Origin of the sequence: Mycobacterium paraffinicum, from assembly GCF_001907675.1 — a bacterium.
In the GTDB taxonomy this organism is placed as follows: Bacteria; Actinomycetota; Actinomycetes; order Mycobacteriales; family Mycobacteriaceae; genus Mycobacterium; species Mycobacterium paraffinicum_A.
This window is the reverse complement of the sequence record NZ_MPNT01000003.1, coordinates 213,325-231,907: the sequence shown is the minus strand read 5'-3', so window position 1 is coordinate 231,907 and position 18,583 is coordinate 213,325. Positions and strand designations below refer to the sequence as shown.

The window sequence follows — 18,583 nt, the reverse complement described above, 5'->3', positions numbered from 1 at the left end:
CGAAACTGCATGCGTCGAACGGTTCGTTCTCTGACGGCAGTTGGCGGATTGACCGCATCTCACCCGGCGGCCGGCGGGCGCGGTATCACGTTGAGCCGCATCCCGTAACGCGGCGGCGCACCCACGCCGACGGCTCTCGAGGTGCCGGCGCCCGGCATGCCCGGATAGCCGGGGTACCCGGACGGCATCGGCTCCTCGGTGCCGGGCAGGGTGGTGAACCCGGCGGGTGATAGCGGCGAGATATGGGTGCTCGTCGGCGCGGCCCAGCTGGCGGGCACGGACATCGGCCCGATCGACCCGGCGTGCGAAAGCGTTGCGGTGATGTTGCCCAAGCCCCCGCCCAAGCCAGCTGTCGCGCCGCGAAGTGCGGGCGCCGCGACCGCGGGTGCGAGATTGGCGATGGCCGCCCCGGGCTTGGCCAGGATGCCCAGATTGTTCTCGGCGCCAATGATTCCGGACACGAACTGCTCCATGTTGTAGGGAGCGCTGAAGCCGAGGCCAGTGCCCTGAATCGCGTCAAGGAGCCGGAAGGCGCCGTTGTTGCCCGCGGCCGCCTGCTCGATGGGGGCGGCGGCCGGATTTCCCGGGCTCAACAATGTCTGGCCGGACTGCGGTGAAAGCGACTGATTGACGGCGTTGTTCGCGGCGGCTTTCGTGCCGGCGGCGGCGACGGCGGCATGCTGGCCGCTGACCCCGGACTCCGTGGTGGAATTGTTCGCGCTGGTGAACTTCGGCAGCTGCAACGCCGCCGCCGAGGACACGGCGTAGCCGGACATCGCGGCGGTGTCCTGCGCCCAAAAATCGGCGTATTGCGCCTCAACGGCCGCGATGGCCGCGGTGTTCTGGCCCACGATGTTCGTCGCCACCAGCGAGGCCAGCAGGCTGCGGTTGGCCGCGATCACCGGTGGTGGCACCGTCATCGCGTACGCCTGCTCGTACGCCGCCGCGGCGGTGCGTGCCTGCATGGCCGTCCGTTGTGTCTGCTCGGCGGTCGCTTGCAACCACGCCATGTAGCGGGCGGCCGCGAAGGCCATCGCGTCGGCCGCGGAGCCGCGCCATTGCAGGCCCAGGCTCGAGAGCACCGCCTCGTAAGAGGCGGCGGTCGAGGTCAGCTCGGCCGACACCGCGTCCCAACTTCCCGCGGCGGCCAATAGCGATCCCGGCCCCGGGCCGGTGTACATCCGGGCAGAGTTGATCTCTGGCGGAAGAAAAGCCCAATCCATAGTGTCCATCCCTCAGGTACGTTGTGCGCAAACGTTTTTGGCGTCGGCGCCATGGTGAAATGTCGGCCGCTTCCATGCCGTCCGCGGGCAGGCGCGGCCATTTTGGCGACGAGACGCGGCCGGGCGGAATCGCTCCACGGCCGACTAGCGGGCAGCGTGGCGCTTATCGAGCTGGTGGACCGTGCGCACAGGGCATCGCGAAAAACCTTCGATGTTCGGGCACTTCAAAGGTCGCAGGTGCGGTCGATGCGTGCGGGGTTTTGGCTATTTCGCGGCGCCGACCATGCGGAATTCAGATTGCGTTTGCATGCCGTTAATCTTTCGTTAACCTATGGCCGCGGCTCGTCCGGCGCCCGACCGATAGCGAAAGCCCGTGAACCGCTTGATAACTGGTGGGGCCTACTGGCCGGCGAAGCCTCCTAGGGGCCAATGGCACCTGTTTGGGGACCAATGCCCCTGGGGGAGAGGCGTCCCCGGCCATAACGTCCTGGCCGAGCGACGCGAAGTGGCCCGCCCACAGCTCAGTGGAGGAGATCGTGATGGGCAACAACTACCCCGCTCCCGCAGTCGTCGTAGGAGTGGACGGATCGACCGGGGCGGTGCAGGCGGCCCTGTGGGCGATCGACGAGGCGGTCAGCCGGGACATCCCGATGCGACTGGTCTACGTCATCGACCCGCGGGACGCGTCGACCGCGAGCGCCAGCGAGGCGCGCCTCGCCGCCGCGCGCACGGCGCTGGCCGACGCCCACCGGGCCGTGGAGTCCACCGGCGCGCGGGTGAAGATCGAAACCGACATCCTTTGCGGCAAGCCGCTCACCAGGCTGATGGAGGAGGCCAGGTCGGCGGCCATGATCTGCATCGGTTCCATCGGACTCGACCACGCCCGTCATGGCGGAACATCCGTCGCGAGCGCCCTGGCCGGCTCGGCCCGATGCCCGGTGGCCGTCATCCATCAGCCGGTCCGGCGCTCGGTGGCGCCGAAGGTCAGGAGCGTCCTGGCCGAGGTCGACAACGGCATGGTGCTGCGGCACGCGTTCGAGGAGGCGAGGCTGCGGGGAGCCACGCTGCACGCACTCTGGGTATGCCCTGGCGGGGACGCTCACGACGCGGGCGATGGAATGCGTTCGGCACAAGCGCGATTGAGCCGGCGGCTCGCGCGGTGGACGCGGCTATATCCCGACGTGCGCGCGGAGTCCGCGATCGTGCGCGGCGGTGTGGAGCAGTACCTGGGCGCCAACCCCGAAGCGGGTCAGTTGCTGGTCACCGACTCTCATACCGCCGACGACGTCTGCAACGCGGGGTATTCGGTGCTGGCGATCCGATGCAGCAACTTGTGACGGGGGATATCAGCCGTGGCTGATCCGCAGCAGCTCGGTCAGGTTGGGCAGCTTGACGCGCGGGCGCCCGTGCGGCTCTCCGGCGGCGCGCTCATGACGGTCGATGACCTCCCAGTGCGCGGAGGTGACCAGCTTGGGCTGGCGTGAGGCCAGCCAGCCGGCCAGCTGGTCGGCGTGGTCGTCGGGGAAGTCCGGCAGACCGGTTTCCTTCGCGCGACCCAGATCGGCGATCAGGGTGTCGACGGTGTCCTGGGAGTCCTTCTTGTTGGTGCCGATGACACCGGTCGGCCCCCGCTTGATCCATCCGACGACGTATTCGTTGCGGCTACCCTCCACCCGGCCGGCGGTGTTCGGGATGGTCGCGGTCTGCTCGTCGAACGGCAGCCCTGGCGTCGGCATACCTCGGTAACCGACCGACCGCACCACCAGCTGAACCGGCAGCTCCTCGCGCTCGCCGGTGTCCTTCGCGGACACCCGCCCGCTGTCGTCGCTGACCAACTCGTTGCGGCCGAGCACGATGCTCTCCACTTTGCCGTCGCCTTTGATCTCGATCGGCGACGTCATGAACCGGAACACAATCCGACGATGGCCGGGCCGCGGCGCGCGCGTGGCGTAATCGCGCAACGCCTTGATGTTCAGCTTCGTCGTCTTGTCCGCGGCGGCCTCGTCCTCCTCGGTGATGCCCTCCAGCTGTGCAGGATCGACGATCACGTCGACCCCTCCCAGATCAGCCAGCTCGCGCAACTCCAGGGTGGTGAAGGCGGTCTGCAGCGGCCCGCGCCGCCCGATGATCACCACTTCCTCCACGCCACACGGCCGCAGCGACTCCAGGGCGTGGTCGGCGATGTCGGTGCGTGCGAGCACATCGGGGTCGGTCACCAGGATGCGGGCGACGTCGAGGGCGACATTGCCGTTGCCGACGACGACGGCCCGGGCGCCCGACAGGTCCGGGCCGGGCTCTTGGAAGTGGGGGTGCGCGTTGTACCAACCCACGAATTCCACCGCGGCCATGCTGCCGGGCAGGTCCTCGCCCGGAATCTTCAACGATCGGTCGGATTGCGCGCCGATGGCGTAGATCACCGCGTCGTAGCGTTCGGACAGCTCGTCGGGCTGCACGTGCTCGCCGACCACCACGTTGCCGAAAAATCTGAAGCGGGGATCTTCGGCGGTCTTCTCGAATTGCCTGCTGATCGACTTGATCTTCGGGTGGTCGGGCGCGACGCCGGAGCGCACCAGCCCCCACGGGGTCGGCAGCATCTCGAGCATGTCGACGGCTACCTCGATGTCTTCGGCCGCATCGGCCGCTTTGAGCAGGGAGGACGCGGCAAAGAACCCGGACGGTCCGGAGCCGACGATGGCAACGTGGTATGGGCGCATACTCGACCTTCTATTCGTGCCCGGTTAGCGCGCGAGGGGCTGTCGGCGCGCGGCGCGGGGTACACATGATCGTGACTCGATGCTAAACGCATGACCGCTGGTCGTGGCCCGAGCACTCGCCGGGAGCCGGGGCGCTTGGAGCTTCCCGGTAACGTTGTCCGCTGTGGAACCCGACCGTCAAGCCGACATCGCCGCCCTTGACTCCACCCTGACCACGGTGGAGCGGGTGCTTGATGTGGATGGTCTGCGCAGCCGCATCGAGAAGCTCGAACACGAGGCGTCCGATCCTCAATTGTGGGACGACCAGGCCAACGCTCAGCGGGTGACCAGCGAGTTGTCCCACGCGCAGGGGGAGCTGCGCCGCATCGAGGAGCTGCGCGGGCGCCTCGACGATCTGCCGGTGCTCTACGAGCTGGCGGCCGAAGAGGAAGGCGCCGCCAGCAAGACAGAAGCTCTCGCCGAGGCGGATGCCGAGCTGAAGGCGTTGCGGGCCGATATAGAAGCCACCGAGGTGCGCACGCTGCTCTCGGGTGAGTACGACGAGCGGGAGGCGCTGGTCACCATCCGGTCGGGCGCCGGCGGCGTGGACGCGGCCGACTGGGCCGAGATGCTGATGCGGATGTACATCCGGTGGGCCGAGCAGCACAAGTACCCCGTCGAAGTGTTCGACACTTCCTACGCCGAGGAGGCGGGCATCAAGAGCGCGACGTTCGCCGTGCACGCCCCGTTCGCCTACGGCACGTTGTCCGTCGAGCAGGGCACCCATCGGTTGGTGCGGATCAGCCCGTTCGACAACCAAAATCGACGCCAGACTTCGTTCGCCGAAGTCGAGGTCCTTCCCGTGGTGGACACCACGGACCACATCGATATTCCGGAAGGCGATGTGCGCGTTGACGTTTACCGCTCCAGCGGGCCGGGCGGTCAATCGGTGAACACCACCGACTCGGCCGTTCGTTTAACCCACATCCCAACGGGTATCGTCGTAACTTGCCAGAACGAAAAATCGCAGCTGCAGAACAAGATCTCGGCGATGCGCGTGCTTCAAGCAAAGTTGTTGGAGCGTAAGCGTTCCGAGGAGCGCGCGGAGCTGGACGCGTTGAAGGGCGAAGGCGGCAGTTCGTGGGGCAACCAGATGCGCTCCTACGTACTGCACCCGTACCAAATGGTCAAGGATCTGCGGACCGAGTACGAGGTCGGCAATCCGGCGGCGGTCCTGGACGGGGACATCGACGGGTTCCTGGAAGCGGGAATCCGGTGGCGCAACCGAAAAGATGACGACTAACACAACTCTTGTTGCCTCGACCGCCTCGTTGAAGGCGCTGGGCTGGCACGAATTTTGGCGCGGCCAAATCGGCCAGTGGATCATCACCCGCGGTCTGCGGATCGTGATGGTGCTGATCATTGCGGTGCTGGCGGCCCGGTTCGTCAACTGGGTGGCGCAACAGGTCACCCGTCAGCTCAATCTGGGATTCGCCGAAAGCGACGCGCTGGTCCGCTCGGAAGCCACCAAGCACCGCCAGGCGATGGCCTCGGTGATCTCCTGGGTGTCGGTGGTCCTCATCAGCATCTGGGTGATGATGCAGATCGCCGACGTGCTGCAGTTCTCGGTCGGGGGATTGGTGGCGCCGGCCACCGTGGTCGGCGCCGCGCTGGGTTTCGGCGCCCAGCAGCTGGTCAGGGACCTGTTGTCCGGTTTCTTCATCCTGGCGGAGCGGCAGTACGGCTTCGGAGACCTCGTCACCCTCACCGTCGTTTCGTCCACGGAAGCCAGCGGCACCGTCGAGAACGTGACGCTGCGAGTGACCCGGTTGCGCTCGCCGGACGGCGAGGTGCTGACCATCCCCAACGGGCAGATAGTCAAGGTGGTCAACCTGTCCAAGGACTGGGCTCGCGCGGTGGTGGATATCCCGGTGTCCACCAGCGCCGACCTGAACCGGGTCAACGAGGTCTTGCACCAGGAATGCGAACGCGCGATGGACAACCCGGTGTTGGGCGAGTTGCTGTTGGATGCGCCGACCGTGATGGGCGTGGAGAGCATCGGAGTCGACACCGTCACCCTGCGTCTCGTGGCCCGCACCCTGCCCGGCAAGCAGTTCGAGGCCGGCCGTCAGCTCCGTGTCCTGGTCATTCGGGCACTGGCCCGCGTCGGCATCATGACAGCGGCGGACGCGACGGTGGGCCTGGTGGAAGACCCGTCCGTCCCGGCGGCCCAGGCCGCCGAAGCGCGGGCCGACGACGACGTCCAAGGTGCGGTGCAGAAGCGTTGAAATTCACCCTGAACATCTTGGAGAAGCGCAGCGAAGACTCGGATGCGGATCATCGCTGGCCGAAATACATGTTCGGCGGGCGGGTTCGCACCTCGACCCTGGTGCTGATCATCGCCTTCTTCGTCGTGTGGTGGGTCTACGACACCTACCGCCCGGAACCAGCGCCCAAGCCACCGGCACAGCAGGTGGTGCCGCCTGGCTTCGTCCCCGACCCGAACTACACCTGGGTGCCGCGCAGTCGCGTGCAACAGCCGCCGCCGACCGTCACCTACACGCCGACCCCGACCACCACGCCTCCACCGCCCGTGACGACGACCACCACCACGCCGCCACCGCCGTTCCCGCAGCTGCCGTGCCTGCTGCCGCCGCCCTTCTGCCCACCCAGCACGAGCACGCCCACGTCGCCGCCTCAGCTACCGCAGCCGGGGCCCGGCCCGGCGCCCAGTTCGCCACCGCCGGCCAGTTGACTTGGCTTGCCAGCGAAATTCACGGCTACACTGGCGTGCCGTGATGATCACCCTTGACCATGTCAGCAAGAAGTACAAAGCGTCGGCCCGTCCGGCGTTAGAGGACGTCAACGTCAAAATCGACAAGGGTGAGTTCGTCTTCCTGATCGGCCCGTCGGGTTCCGGTAAGTCGACGTTCATGCGGCTGCTGCTCGGCGAGGAGAACCCCACCACCGGCGACATCCGGGTGTCGAAGTTCCACGTGAACAAGCTGCGCGGTCGTCACATTCCGAAGCTGCGCCAGGTGATCGGAACCGTGTTCCAGGACTTCCGCCTGTTGCAGCAGAAGACCGTCTACGAGAACGTCGCCTTCGCCCTGGAAGTGATCGGTCGACGGGCCGACGCGATCAACCGGGTGGTGCCCGAGGTGCTCGAAACGGTCGGCCTGTCCGGCAAAGCGAACCGGCTGCCCCACGAGTTGTCCGGTGGCGAACAGCAACGCGTGGCGATCGCGCGTGCGTACGTCAACCGGCCCCTGGTTCTGCTGGCCGACGAGCCGACTGGCAATCTCGACCCAGACACCAGTAAGGACATCATGGATTTGTTGGAGCGGATCAACCGCACGGGGACGACGGTGCTGATGGCGACGCACGACCACCACATCGTCGACTCGATGCGTCAGCGCGTCGTGGAGTTGTCTCTGGGGCGGCTGGTTCGCGACGAGCAGAGCGGCATCTATGGGATGGACCGCTAAGTGCGCTTTGGCTTCCTGTTCAACGAGGTCCTGACCGGGCTTCGTCGCAACGTCACTATGACGGCGGCGATGATCCTCACCACGGCAATCTCGATCGGCCTGTTCGGTGGTGGTCTGCTGGTGGTGCGGTTGGCCGACAACTCGCGGGAGATCTATCTCGACCGCGTGGAGACGCAGGTGTTCCTCACCGACGACATCTCCGCCAACGACGCGACGTGCGGGTCCGGCCCGTGTAAAGCGCTGCGGGACAAGATCGATGCGCGGCAAGACGTCAAATCGGTGCGTTTCGTCAACCGGCAGGACGCTTACAACGACGCGATCAAGAAGTTCCCGGAGTTCAAGGACGTGGCGGGCAAGGAGTCGTTTCCCGCGTCGTTCATCGTCAAGCTGAACAACCCCGAACAGCACGCGGAGTTCGACGCCGCGATGCAGGGTCAGCCCGGGGTGCGCAGCATCCTCAACGAAAAGGATTTGATAGACCGGCTGTTCGCCGTCCTGGACGGTTTGCGCGACGCCGCGTTCGCCGTCGCCCTGGTGCAGGCCGTCGGGGCGATCCTGTTGATTGCCAACATGGTCCAAGTGGCCGCGCACACGCGACGCACGGAGATCCAGATCATGCGGTTGGTCGGCGCCAGCCGCTGGTACACCCAGCTGCCGTTCCTGGTGGAGGCCATGCTGGCCGCGGCCATTGGTGTCGCCATCGCGATCGTCGGCCTGGTTCTGGTGCGAGCCTGGTTCCTGGACAACGCGCTGAGCCAGTTCTACCAAGCGCATTTGATCGCCAAGGTGGACTACGCCGACATCCTCTACATCTCGCCGTGGTTGTTCCTGCTCGGCGTGTCGATCGCCGGCCTGACTTCCTACGCCACGCTGCGTCTCTACATCCGGCGGTAGCTGTGGCGAAGGATCCCGGCCGGGCCAAGGGAGCGGGCGGCAAGCGTGGCAGCAAACAGGTTATTGCCACCAATCGCAAAGCGCGGCACAACTATTCGATCCTCGAAGAGTTCGAGGCCGGGGTTGCTTTACAGGGCACCGAGGTGAAGAGCCTGCGCGAGGGTCACGCGTCTCTGGCCGACGCGTTCGCAACCGTCGACGACGGCGAAGTGTGGCTGCGCAACTTGTACATTCCCGAGTATCAGCACGGTAGCTGGACCAACCATGCGCCACGTCGCAACCGAAAGTTGTTGTTGCATAGGCAACAAATCGATCGTCTGGTCGGGAAGATACGAGATGGTAACCTCGCCCTCGTGCCGATGTCTCTGTATTTCTCCGAAGGAAAGGTCAAGGTCGAGCTCGCGTTAGCGCGCGGCAAGCGGGCGCACGACAAACGTCAGGACATGGCCCGCCGCGATGCCCAGCGCGAAGTGGTCCGTGAATTGGGTCGCCGAGCCAAGGGCATGAACTGATCGGGGCCGCTTACGCCCAGCTGTCGGCCGTTACCTACGGCGTCAGCGATTTCGTGGGCGGTGTAGCCGCTCGACGGGTAGCCGCGCTGCGCGTGATGCTGGTGGTCTATCCGATCGAGACAATCTTGCTCGGCGGGTTGGCCCTCGCCGTGGGCGGGCCGATCTCGCGCGGGGCCGTCTTCTGGGGCTGTCTCTACGGCGTCGGAATGGCGGTCGGCATGTGGGCGTTCTTCGCCGCGCTGGGCGCCGGGCCGATCTCGGTCGTCTCACCGCTGGCCGCGGTGCTCAACGCGGCCGTGCCGGTGGCGGTCGGAGTGGCGCTGGGGGAGCGGCCGGGGCCGGGCGCGTCGGTGGGCGTCGTGCTGGCGCTGATCGCGGTCATGCTGGTGAGCCGGGAAGCCACCGCTCAAGGCGTGACGCCGTATCGATTCACCCCGAAGGTGGCGTGGCTCACGTTGTTGGCCGGGTCGGCGATGGGACTGAACCTGGTGTTTCTGCACCAAGCCCCACACGCGTGCAAGCTGTGGCCGCTGGTGTTCGCGCGGCTCGCGGCCACCGTGGTGATCTTCGTGATGGCCGCGGCCAGCGACAATCTGCGGGTGCCGCGCGGGAAGCCGTTGAAGCTGGCGTTGGCCGTCGCCGTGCTGGATATCTGCGCCAACGTGACCATGCTGCTGGCCCTGCACACCTGGTTGCTCTCGCTGGCCAGCATCTTGATCTCGCTCTACCCGGCGGCCACGGTCGTGCTGGCGATGGTCGTGCTGCGCGAGCGGCTGACGCGTTGGCAGGGGTTCGGCATGGTGATGGCCATGGGCTCCGTGGCCATGATCGCCGCCAGCTGACGGCTGCGCCCCCTTAGTATTGGGCTGCCAGCACGCATACGCGGGGAGATCACGGTGGGGGCATCCGAAACCGAGGACCCGGTCATCCGGGAGTTGTCGGGCGCGGTGGAACGCAGCCCCGACGTGATCGAGTTGCGGCTGCACCTCGCCGGTCTGCTGGCGGACAAAGGGCGGTACGCCGAGGCGCTGACTCACTGCAGTACGGCATTGACCCAGGAACCGGGCAACGCCCAGGCGCTGAGCCTGCTACAGCGGTGCAGTGCGGCGTTGGGGGCGCCGCCGTCGGAGGGCTCGGCCCCGGCCGACGAGCGGCCACCCGACAAAGGGGGGTTCGACTGGTCGAGCGCCGAACGGGAAGTCGCCGACATCATCGAGCCGGCGTTCGTCGACCGACCCCCCGACGCCGTCAACGAAGACGACTTCGACGTCGTGCAGCGCGTCCGCGTCGGGCTGGACGATGTCGCCGGCATGGACGACGTCAAACGCCAGCTGGACCTTTCGCTGCTCGGCCCGATCCGAAACCCCGAGCTGATGAAGGCGTACAAGGTGACCGCGCGCGGCGGGCTGCTGCTCTACGGCCCGCCGGGTTGCGGCAAGACGTTCATCGCCAAAGCCGTTTCGGGCGAACTCGGCGCGAACTTCTACCAGGTGGGTATCGCCGACGTTCTGCACCACTGGTTCGGCGACAGCGAACGCAGCATCCGCGCCGTCTTCGACACCGCCCGGCGCAACGCGCCCTGCGTGCTGTTCTTCGACGAGGTGGACGCGTTGGGGCACCGGCGTTCCGCCTTGAGCGGTAGCTCGGGGATGCGCCCCGTGGTGAACACGCTGCTGGAGGAGATGGACTCGGCGGGCTCGGCCAACGACGGGGTGTACGTCCTGGGTGCCACGAACGCGCCCTGGGATGTCGACCCGGCGCTGAGGCGCCCGGGCCGATTCGACCGGATGATCTTCGTCGGCCTGCCCGACGTCGGGGCCAGAGCCGGCATCGTGCGATCGCACCTGCAGGATCGGCCCATTTCCGGTATCGATCTCAAGACGATCGCCAACCGCACCGAGAGCTTCTCCGGCGCTGACCTGGCCTATGTGTGCGAGATCGCGACGCAGCTGGCGATGGCGGATTCGATGCGCAGCGGCCAGGTGCGGCCGGTGCTGATGGCCGATATCGACAACGCCCTCGCCCAGATTCGGCCCAGCACCGGGCCGTGGTTCGAGACGGCGCGCAATGTCGTCGAATTCGCCAACGGTGACGGCACTTACGACGAGTTGGCGAAGTACTTGCGCCGCAGGAAATTTCGGTAGTCGCCAGTGACCTCGGAGCCCGGCCTCGGCAGCATCGACCAGGTCGTCGCCCTCGCCGATGCATACTTCGACGCCGGCAAATACGAAAGCGCGCGGGAGGTCGTGGGCCGGTCGCTGGGAAACCACCCCGATGACCCTGTCTTGCTGGCCAATTATGCGCGCGCCGAACTCGCGCTCGGCAACCACTGGCAGGCGGCTCGTAGCGCCTACGCGTCCCTGGCCGGCGCGCCCGAAGACGAATTCGCCATGCGGTTGTATGCGTCGTCGCTATATAACCTCGCACGCGAGCGCGACGCCCTGTGGATGGCCTGGCGGACGGTCACGACTCACCCTAATAGGCCTGAGCCCCTTCGGCTGTACGCACGCTTGCTGCACAAATCGAGGCAATCGCGTTCGGCGCTAACCGTGATAGACATGGCGTTGCGACTGGATCCGCAAAGCGTCGATGCCCTCATTCTGCGCGGTTCGATCCTGCGGGACCTCAAGCGCGGGGCCGAATCCCACGCGTCGTTTCGGGCGGCGTTGGAGCTGGATCCCGACAATGCCGACGCACTCAACGAACTGGCCATCCACCGGTTGCAGCGTCTCAAAATCGGTCGCGCCCTGAAGGGCTTCCTCGGCGCCGCACGGAGCAACCCGGCGTACGGGCACGTCATGCGCAGAAACATCGGCGTGGTGCTGCAACGGCTGTTCATCGCCGTGACTATCGGCGCCGGGATTCTGGGTGTGCTTCTGGCTTGCGCCGCCGGGGTGAACGACGCGCGCCACTCGGCCGCGGTGCTACGAGTGCTCGTCGGAATACTGACCGTCGGATTGATTGCCGTGTTGCACTGGTTGTTGCGTACGTTGCCCCGGCACGTAATTTTCTCCGTTTTGCGCGAGCAACCCTTCACCACGCTCCGCATCGCTCACGCATCGCTGGCGGTCGTTGCCGGCGGCTGGGTCGCCGTTTACCCCGGGCCACCGGTCATGGTGGTTGTTGGCGGATTGCTGGCCGTCAGCGCCCTGATCATTATTCGGATCGGACTCTTCATCGGGAAATGATCGGCCTACTATCCGACCATGGCCGATCGCCCTGTCACCAAGCTCGATAAGTCCGAAGTTCTCGCCGGTCTCTTCGCGGTATGGGACGACATCGCCGCCCTGCTGGACGGGGTGCCGGAAGCGGAGTGGGAGGCGGCCAGCCCGCTGCCCGGCTGGGACGTCAAGGCGTTGGTGGCCCACATGATCGGTACCGAGTCGTTCCTCGCCGGCGTCCCCGCGCCGCAACCCGACATCGACGTCTCGACGCTCGAGCATGTCCGCAACGACATCGGCGCGCTGAACGAGTGCTGGGTGCGATACCTGAGCGCGGAAGCGGGCGGGGGCGTGCTCAAGCGGTTCAAGGGCATCACCGACGACCGGCGCGCGGCGCTGACCGGTATGTCCGCCGAGGACTGGGACGCCGTGACCGTGACGCCGGTGGGCCCGGAGAGCTACGGGCGGTTCATGCGCGTGCGCGTGTTCGACTGCTGGATGCACGAGCAGGACATTCGCGAGGCGCTGCGGTGGCCGTCGTCCGATGACCAGCTCGCCGGCCCCGCGGCCGAACTGTCCCTGGACGAGATCGCCGCCACGATGGGTTACGTGGTGGGCAAGCGGGCCAAGGCGCCCGAGGGCTCCCGGGTGCTGTTCGAGCTGACCGGACCGCTTTCCCGCGACATCCGCATCAGCGTCGATGGCCGGGCCCAGTTGGTCGACGACTTCGGCGGCCGGGAGCCGACGGTGACGATCCGGCTGGACGGCCTGCAGTTCACCCGGCTGACCGGCGGGAGGCCCATGTGCCGCGCACGGTCGCAATCCGTCGACCTCGGCGGTGACAAGGACGTGGCGGCCCAGGTCGTCGAGCACCTGAACTTCGTGATCTGACGGCGGCCCGGACCGGGAAGATAAGTTTGTTGCCGCGCGTTGAACGCGGCGTACCATTGATTGTCCTGCCGAAAATCGGTGGGGATGCGAGGGGCTGAACGGTTTCGACTTCGCGCATCGAATCAAGGGAAGCGTGCCGGTGCAGGCAAGAGACCACCGTAAGCGTCGTTGCAACCATATAAGCGCCGATTCACATCAGCGCGACTACGCTCTCGCTGCCTAAGCGACAGCTAGTCCGTCAGACCGGGAAAGCCCTCGACCCGGAGCCTGGCGTCAGCTAGAGGGATCAACCGGTGAGTTCGGTCGCGGGACTCATCGGGACACCAACAGCGACTGGGATCGTCATCCTGGCTGGTTCGCGTGACCAGGAGATCCGAGTAGAGGCATAGCGAACTGCGCACGGAGAAGCCTTGAGGGAATGCCGTAGGACCCGGGTTCGATTCCCGGCAGCTCCACTGGAAACTGGCTGGTCAGAGCCGTCAAGGGTCTGGCCAGTCTTCTTTTCAGCAACATCGATCGCCTGAGCTCACCCTGGGGCGCCATTCGGCGCGGCAACACGCGGGGGTGGAGCACCTACGTGCACGACACTGACGCCGGCTGCGGAAAAAGTGTCCCCTGGGACCCGCCCCGTTGCTCCCAACTGTGAGAGCTGCCGACCGGGCGGCGACCACACCAAGGGCAACCACCATGAGCTTTCATCGTCGGACCGGCGCGCCCGGGCCACATGCTACGCGCGCCGTGACCGCACATCCGATTTCCGGTCTGCTCGGTGCGGCTGTCGTTGCATCTTGGGCGCTACTGACCGCTGCCTCGTCCCTGCCATCCGCTACTGCGGCTCCCTGCTCCGACGTCGACGTGGTGTTCGCCCGGGGCACATCCGAGCCTCCTGGCGTCGGGGGGGTCGGACAGTCTTTCGTTGATTCCCTGCGTTCGCAGGTAGGACGGAGGACTGTCAGCGTATATCCGGTCAACTACCCTGCCACCAACAATTTCCGTGGTTCCATCGCCGCCGGTGCCAACGACGCGAGCGCTCATGCCGAGTCCATGGCGGCAAACTGTCCCAACACCAGGATGGTCCTCGGTGGGTACTCCCAGGGTGCTGCCGTGGTCGACGTAATCACCACGCAGATGCCACCCGGGGTCGCCGATCATGTCGCCGCCGTCGCTGTCTTCGGAAATCCGTCGGCATCGGGCACGTTCGCGCGGGCAATGGCACCCGGCGCGCTTCCCACCATTGGGCCGCTTTACGTCGCGAAAACAATCGACATGTGTATGCCCGGGGATCCGATTTGCACGCGCGGTGTGAGCATGGCGCCACATGGTCAGTACATCCAATCGGGAATGACAAATCAGGCAGCGACATTCGCCGCGGGCCGCTTGTAGAGCCGAATCGGTCGTCTCCGCCGATGCGCTCCGGTGAACCATCGGCACGTCGCGCAGTTAGCGGACAGGAGGATCCCGGGCCGAGGGGGCGGCGCCGGTTACGCGGTCAGATCCACCCGCAGCGCCAGGTGCTCATCGAGTATCCGACGCAGGGCGGCGTCCATCGGATGTGCGGACGCGAGGTCGCGGCCCAACCGGCTGTCCACCGCGGCAACCGCGCCCTCATGCAGTTCGGCGGTGTCGACCTGGTCGACGAACGGGTCGAACAATGCGCGCGGGGTGGCCAGGTAATACAGCGCCCGGCGCGACTCGTTCAACCCCGCTGCATACATGAGCCCGTGTTGGGTGATCACGAAGAGTTCCGAGGTGATCATGGCGTTCTGGGTTTCGGCTTTGGCCCATGCCGTTGCGGCGCACCGGGTCTGTGCCAATCTGTCGGGAACGTCGTCAGACAGGGTGAATAACCTTTCGACGAGTGCTCCACCCCTTCCCGGATGTGCGTCGATGGCGAGTCTGAAGAACCGCTGGAAGATCTCGCCGAAGAAGTCGTGCAGTTGCTCGGTCATCGCAGCTCCCAGGTTTTGGACCGATACCTCAATTGTGCGCCCGTACCGTCAGGTGAGCACCCGCGAATTTGTGTCTGCAGAGCAGATCGCCCAGCGCTCCGCACACGTCCATATATATCGGTGGGCACACCGGTTACCTTGGCCGAGAGAACCGGCGCGAACCTCCGCACAGCAGAACGAGGTTGTGGCGTTCGAATCGACTTCGGGGATCCAACGTCACACGGCCGGCGGCGCTCCGGCTGACCGAATCGCCCGGTCCGAGCGCCGAACGTGGTGTTGACGGGGTAGGAGAGAGGTCGGCGATTGTCATCAAGGCGTCAGGGCGCCGTGGTGTGAGGGCGACGCGAGCGGCCAGAGCGGCGGGAGGGCCCGCTTGCTGCGGAGCCGCGGACTCCCTCGGCGAAGATTCGAGCCCCAAGGTCGATCTGAGCACGAATCTCAGCCTCGGTTGTACCGAACCACCGCGGGCCGACAGTCGTGGTGAAGATGGTGAAGTTGGCGAGCAGCTCAGCCACGGTAACGGGATCTACGTGGGGCGTGACTTGGCCGAGATCTTGATAATGAGCGATGCCGTCGGCGATCACCCGCACACGTCGCTCGTGATTCGGACGCATGATCCGCACGGAGAAGGCGGGGTCGGATAGCGCGCGCCCGGCTATGTCCCAACCTGGCACCGTGTCACCGCGCGGTTTTACCAACAACCGCGCAAGAAATAGTTGCCTCACGAAATCGACAAACCTGTCGGGCAAAGACTCCATGACTTTGTCCTCGGCTTCGGTAACTCCCTCGGCTATCTGACGCGATACGACCTGCTCGAAGATGCCCTGCTTGTCGCCGAAATAGTGAAAAAGCATCGATTCTGAACAGCCGGCGCGCCGCGCTATCTCTTTCGTCACCGCCGCATCAAACCCTTGTTCGGCGAACACTTCAGTGGCCGCCTCTAGTAGGGCGCGCTGCTTGCCGTCCTTGTCTCGGACTCGCTTCGCACTACCGGTCATGGGGACACCGTAACGCCCCGGCACACTTCATCATTGACATCAGGCTCCCGAGGGCCGCTGCCGCGCGCCGCTATCAAGTGATACTTGACAACACTGTGCGCAACGCCGTTAAATGCGTCCACGATGAAGATGAACGCCGCGGTCTTATGGGACGTGCACCAGGAGTGGAGCGTCGAAGAGGTGGAGCTCGACGGCCCCAAAGAGGGCGAAGTGCTCGTCTCCTTCGAAGCGACGGGCCTGTGTCACTCCGATCATCACGTTCGCGAGGGCGACCTTCCTCTCGCACTGCCGCTGGTCGGCGGGCATGAGGGCGCCGGCATCGTCCAGGAGGTCGGACCAGGGGTGCGCAACCTGAAGGTCGGCGATCATGTGGTGGGCTTGTTCTTGCCGGCGTGTGGGCGATGCCGTTGGTGCTCGAGCGGCCATCAGAATCTGTGCGATCTCGGCGCCCAGATGGCGACCGGTGAGCAACTGGACGGCGGCTTCCGCCGGCACGCCAAGGGCCGCGACATCGGTGCGCTGGCCTGGCTCGGCGCCTTTGCGCAATACGGCACAGTGCCGGAGGCATCGGTGGTCAAGATCGACGAGGACCTCCCGCTGAGTCGGGCCTGCCTTGTCGGTTGCGGCGTGACCACCGGCTGGGGCTCGGCCGTGAACACGGCGGGAGTCAAACCGGGCGACACCGTCGTGGTGATTGGGTGCGGCGGCATCGGCAGTGGGGCGATCCAGGGCGCGCGGCTGGCCGGAGCCGAGAAGATCATCGCCGTTGACATCGTAGAAGGCAAGCGGGACATGGTGTCTCAGTTCGGGGCCACCCACTTCGCGACGTCGACGGAGGAGGCGACGGCCTTGGTGGCGGATCTGACCCGCGGCGTGATGGCCGACTCCGCGATTGTGACGGTCGGACTGGTGGAAGCCCCGATGATCGTCGACGCTCTCAACATCGTCAGCAAGAACGGCGCCGTCGTGATCACCGCGCTGGGATCGATGCTCGACATGACGGCGACACTGCCGATGTCGATGGTCGCGATGGTCACGCTGTTCCAGAAGCGAGTGCTGGGAAGCCTTTACGGGGAGGCCAACCCGCGCTCCGACATTCCGCGACTGCTGAGCCTGTACCGCGAGGGGAAGCTGTTGCTGGACGAAACGGTCACCACCGAATACAAACTCGCCGACATCAACGACGCCTACGACGACATGCTCGCGGGCCGGAACATTCGTGGCGTGATCATTCACGAACACTGACGGCTCCGCACGCGAAAAGCTAGGTCAGCGTGACTCGCGGCCCCGGTGTGAACGCCACTGGAATCTTCCGGAACCCCCGAGTCACTGAGTTGCCGTGAAAGACCGACTCAGTATCCGAAGCCGTGTAATCGGGCATGCGGGCCAGCGCCTGCTCCACGCCGATACGAAACTCCAGGCGCGCCAGGTTCGACCCTAGACAGCGGTGGACACCGGCTCCAAAGCCGAGATGACGATTGGCCTCGCGGTCGAGGATGCACTTGTCGGGATCCGGGAATTCGCGACTGTCACGGTTGCCCGACGCGTAGTTGACCACCACCGATTCGCCCGGGCAGAACTTCTGCCCGCCAAGCTCGACATCCTTGGTCACCGTCCGTGGGATGCCGTGAATAGATCCGGCGAAGCGGATGAACTCCTCGACGGCAGTCGGCATGAGCTCAGGCTCGCGGATCAGTCGGTCACGTTCCGCGGGATGTGTTCCGAGATAGTGCAACGCAAACGACATTGCGCTGGCAGTGGTTTCCAGGCCGGCTTGAACCAGCAGCATGGCATTCGACACGACACTTTCGAATTCGAGCTTGACGCCGTCAATCTCGGCTGACAGCAGAACGTCGATCAGGTCATCTTTAGGACCCTGCTTCATCCGCGTGGCGACCGCGTTGGTGATGTGTGCATATAGACCACCCCACGCGGTCATGCGGATCTCTTCGGTGGACCCGTTGAGTGCAGTGTCCGTCAATTCGATGCACAGGAGGACATCACCGACCGGCATGCCGAGCACGTACTTGAAGAACACGATGCCGGGCTGCTGCCACGCGACCACTGCCAGATCACCGCGACCGTCCTCGATGAACTCATTGATCAATGCGTCTGTCTCGGCGCGGATCTGGGGTTGCAGCTGCTTCATTCGCCCCGGGGAGAAGTAGGGGTTGAGCACCTTTCGTAACTGCTGCTGTCGGGGTGGGTCGAGCACGATCACCACGTCCCCGGGAAGTTGCTGGGCACCATCCCCGGTGGGATTGCTGGAGAAGCTTTCCCAATCCCGCAGAACCTCGTAGCACTCGTTATAGCGCAGTGCGACCCAGGCGCCCTTCTCGTTTGGGCTAAGGAACGGGAAGTCGGTGTGCGCGAAGGCTGCTTTGTCGCGCATGTGCGCATACACCTCGTACAAAAACTCCGGATCGTTGAAATCCTCGTGGCGAAGATCGAAGTTCTCGGCGTGGTCCTCGAGCGACTTGGGCACTGGGGCGTCGTCCTTCTCTTGTTGACCACAACGTCGATGTCGTGGCGTCGATACGCGGGCTTCTTGCAGCGGGTGGGCGTCGACCCAGTGATGCGTGGAGAGCCGTGTTTTCGCACGATAGATGGCGTGAAAAGGGTAGTCAAGTGGCACTCGATAAGCTCGGCGTCAGTTATCAAGTGTTACTTGACAAGGCTGGTGGTCGCTCATAGTGTCCGAAGAGGTTGGTACTAGCAGCGGATTTGCACGCGGTGGCCCGTTACCCCGACGCGCGGCCGGGCAACCGACCGCA

The 18,583-nt window shown here is 65.4% G+C and carries 18 protein-coding genes and 1 other RNA gene; 14 read left to right on the top strand and 5 right to left on the bottom strand.

The window, feature by feature from the left end:
• Positions 1-59 precede the first annotated feature (59 nt).
• A complete protein-coding gene (locus tag BRW65_RS05695) occupies positions 60-1,223 on the bottom strand; it encodes a PPE family protein (protein ID WP_073872358.1) in 1,164 nt (387 codons plus the stop codon).
• Positions 1,224-1,762: 539 nt separating this feature from the next.
• Between BRW65_RS05695 and BRW65_RS05690 the strand changes: the two genes are divergently transcribed.
• The gene (locus BRW65_RS05690; RefSeq protein WP_073872357.1) at positions 1,763-2,560 is read left to right on the top strand and encodes a universal stress protein; all 798 of its coding nucleotides are present in this window, start codon (positions 1,763-1,765) and stop codon (positions 2,558-2,560) included.
• Between the two features lie 9 nt (positions 2,561-2,569).
• Here BRW65_RS05690 and BRW65_RS05685 read toward each other — a convergent pair whose 3' ends face one another.
• Entirely contained in the window at positions 2,570-3,937 is a 1,368-nt protein-coding gene (locus BRW65_RS05685) for an FAD-dependent oxidoreductase (protein ID WP_073872188.1), read from the bottom strand.
• Positions 3,938-4,100: 163 nt separating this feature from the next.
• On the opposite strand from BRW65_RS05685, the gene prfB reads away from it, so the two are divergent.
• The 12 genes from prfB to BRW65_RS05625 all read left to right on the top strand — a co-directional run bounded on the left by prfB (position 4,101) and on the right by BRW65_RS05625 (position 14,245).
• Positions 4,101-5,219, top strand: a complete 1,119-nt coding sequence (gene prfB, locus BRW65_RS05680; RefSeq protein WP_073872186.1) for a peptide chain release factor 2 — start codon at positions 4,101-4,103, stop codon at positions 5,217-5,219.
• The gene (locus BRW65_RS05675) at positions 5,209-6,204 is read left to right on the top strand and encodes a mechanosensitive ion channel family protein (RefSeq protein WP_073872184.1); all 996 of its coding nucleotides are present in this window, start codon (positions 5,209-5,211) and stop codon (positions 6,202-6,204) included. Before prfB ends, BRW65_RS05675 begins: the two co-directional genes overlap by 11 nt.
• Positions 6,201-6,671 (top strand): hypothetical protein, encoded by a 471-nt coding sequence (locus BRW65_RS05670; protein ID WP_073872182.1) that lies wholly within the window; start codon positions 6,201-6,203, stop codon positions 6,669-6,671. Before BRW65_RS05675 ends, BRW65_RS05670 begins: the two co-directional genes overlap by 4 nt.
• 43 nt (positions 6,672-6,714) lie before the next feature.
• Positions 6,715-7,404, top strand: coding sequence for a cell division ATP-binding protein FtsE (gene ftsE, locus BRW65_RS05665; protein WP_073872180.1), 690 nt, complete (start codon positions 6,715-6,717; stop codon positions 7,402-7,404).
• The gene (gene ftsX, locus BRW65_RS05660) at positions 7,405-8,298 is read left to right on the top strand and encodes a permease-like cell division protein FtsX (protein WP_073872178.1); all 894 of its coding nucleotides are present in this window, start codon (positions 7,405-7,407) and stop codon (positions 8,296-8,298) included.
• 2 nt (positions 8,299-8,300) lie between these two features.
• Positions 8,301-8,810: an SsrA-binding protein SmpB gene (smpB, locus tag BRW65_RS05655; protein ID WP_073872176.1), complete on the top strand. Its 510-nt coding sequence runs from the start codon at positions 8,301-8,303 to the stop codon at positions 8,808-8,810.
• A complete protein-coding gene (locus BRW65_RS05650; protein WP_073872174.1) occupies positions 8,807-9,652 on the top strand; it encodes an EamA family transporter in 846 nt (281 codons plus the stop codon). Before smpB ends, BRW65_RS05650 begins: the two co-directional genes overlap by 4 nt.
• Before the next feature lie 54 nt (positions 9,653-9,706).
• A complete protein-coding gene (locus BRW65_RS05645; protein WP_073872172.1) occupies positions 9,707-10,954 on the top strand; it encodes an AAA family ATPase in 1,248 nt (415 codons plus the stop codon).
• 6 nt (positions 10,955-10,960) lie between these two features.
• On the top strand, positions 10,961-11,998 hold the full coding sequence (locus BRW65_RS05640) for a tetratricopeptide repeat protein (RefSeq protein ID WP_073872170.1): 1,038 nt from the start codon (positions 10,961-10,963) through the stop codon (positions 11,996-11,998).
• 18 nt (positions 11,999-12,016) lie between these two features.
• Positions 12,017-12,862: a maleylpyruvate isomerase family mycothiol-dependent enzyme gene (locus BRW65_RS05635; RefSeq protein ID WP_073872168.1), complete on the top strand. Its 846-nt coding sequence runs from the start codon at positions 12,017-12,019 to the stop codon at positions 12,860-12,862.
• A gap of 90 nt (positions 12,863-12,952) precedes the next feature.
• Positions 12,953-13,320: a transfer-messenger RNA gene (ssrA, locus tag BRW65_RS05630) on the top strand.
• Positions 13,321-13,600: 280 nt separating this feature from the next.
• Positions 13,601-14,245, top strand: a complete 645-nt coding sequence (locus BRW65_RS05625) for a cutinase family protein (protein WP_073872166.1) — start codon at positions 13,601-13,603, stop codon at positions 14,243-14,245.
• Positions 14,246-14,343: 98 nt separating this feature from the next.
• Here the strand turns inward: BRW65_RS05625 and BRW65_RS05620 are convergent, their stop codons facing one another.
• Together BRW65_RS05620 and BRW65_RS05615 are read right to left on the bottom strand one after the other, a co-directional pair.
• Entirely contained in the window at positions 14,344-14,811 is a 468-nt protein-coding gene (locus tag BRW65_RS05620) for a glucose-6-phosphate dehydrogenase (RefSeq protein ID WP_073872164.1), read from the bottom strand.
• A 317-nt stretch (positions 14,812-15,128) separates the two neighbouring features.
• Positions 15,129-15,809: a TetR/AcrR family transcriptional regulator gene (locus tag BRW65_RS05615; protein ID WP_073872162.1), complete on the bottom strand. Its 681-nt coding sequence runs from the start codon at positions 15,807-15,809 to the stop codon at positions 15,129-15,131.
• Positions 15,810-15,932: 123 nt separating this feature from the next.
• Here BRW65_RS05615 and BRW65_RS05610 point away from each other — a divergent pair, with 123 nt between their 5' ends.
• A complete protein-coding gene (locus tag BRW65_RS05610) occupies positions 15,933-17,054 on the top strand; it encodes an NDMA-dependent alcohol dehydrogenase (protein ID WP_073872160.1) in 1,122 nt (373 codons plus the stop codon).
• A gap of 19 nt (positions 17,055-17,073) precedes the next feature.
• On the opposite strand, the gene BRW65_RS05605 is transcribed toward BRW65_RS05610, so the two are convergent.
• Complete coding sequence (locus tag BRW65_RS05605) at positions 17,074-18,294, bottom strand: cytochrome P450 (protein ID WP_073872158.1); 1,221 nt, start codon at positions 18,292-18,294, stop codon at positions 17,074-17,076.
• Positions 18,295-18,583 lie beyond the last annotated feature (289 nt).

Bases quoted from the DNA above. Each gene is read 5' to 3' on its own strand.
- BRW65_RS05695 (WP_073872358.1), bottom strand. From the start codon at position 1,223: ATGGATTGGGCTTTTCTTCCGCCAGAGATCAACTCTGCCCGGATGTAC.
- BRW65_RS05690 (WP_073872357.1), top strand. From the start codon at position 1,763: ATGGGCAACAACTACCCCGCTCCCGCAGTCGTCGTAGGAGTGGACGGA.
- BRW65_RS05685 (WP_073872188.1), bottom strand. From the start codon at position 3,937: ATGCGCCCATACCACGTTGCCATCGTCGGCTCCGGACCGTCCGGGTTC.
- BRW65_RS05675 (WP_073872184.1), top strand. From the start codon at position 5,209: ATGACGACTAACACAACTCTTGTTGCCTCGACCGCCTCGTTGAAGGCG.
- ftsE (WP_073872180.1), top strand. From the start codon at position 6,715: ATGATCACCCTTGACCATGTCAGCAAGAAGTACAAAGCGTCGGCCCGT.
- BRW65_RS05635 (WP_073872168.1), top strand. From the start codon at position 12,017: ATGGCCGATCGCCCTGTCACCAAGCTCGATAAGTCCGAAGTTCTCGCC.
- BRW65_RS05620 (WP_073872164.1), bottom strand. From the start codon at position 14,811: ATGACCGAGCAACTGCACGACTTCTTCGGCGAGATCTTCCAGCGGTTC.
- BRW65_RS05615 (WP_073872162.1), bottom strand. From the start codon at position 15,809: ATGACCGGTAGTGCGAAGCGAGTCCGAGACAAGGACGGCAAGCAGCGC.
- BRW65_RS05610 (WP_073872160.1), top strand. From the start codon at position 15,933: ATGAAGATGAACGCCGCGGTCTTATGGGACGTGCACCAGGAGTGGAGC.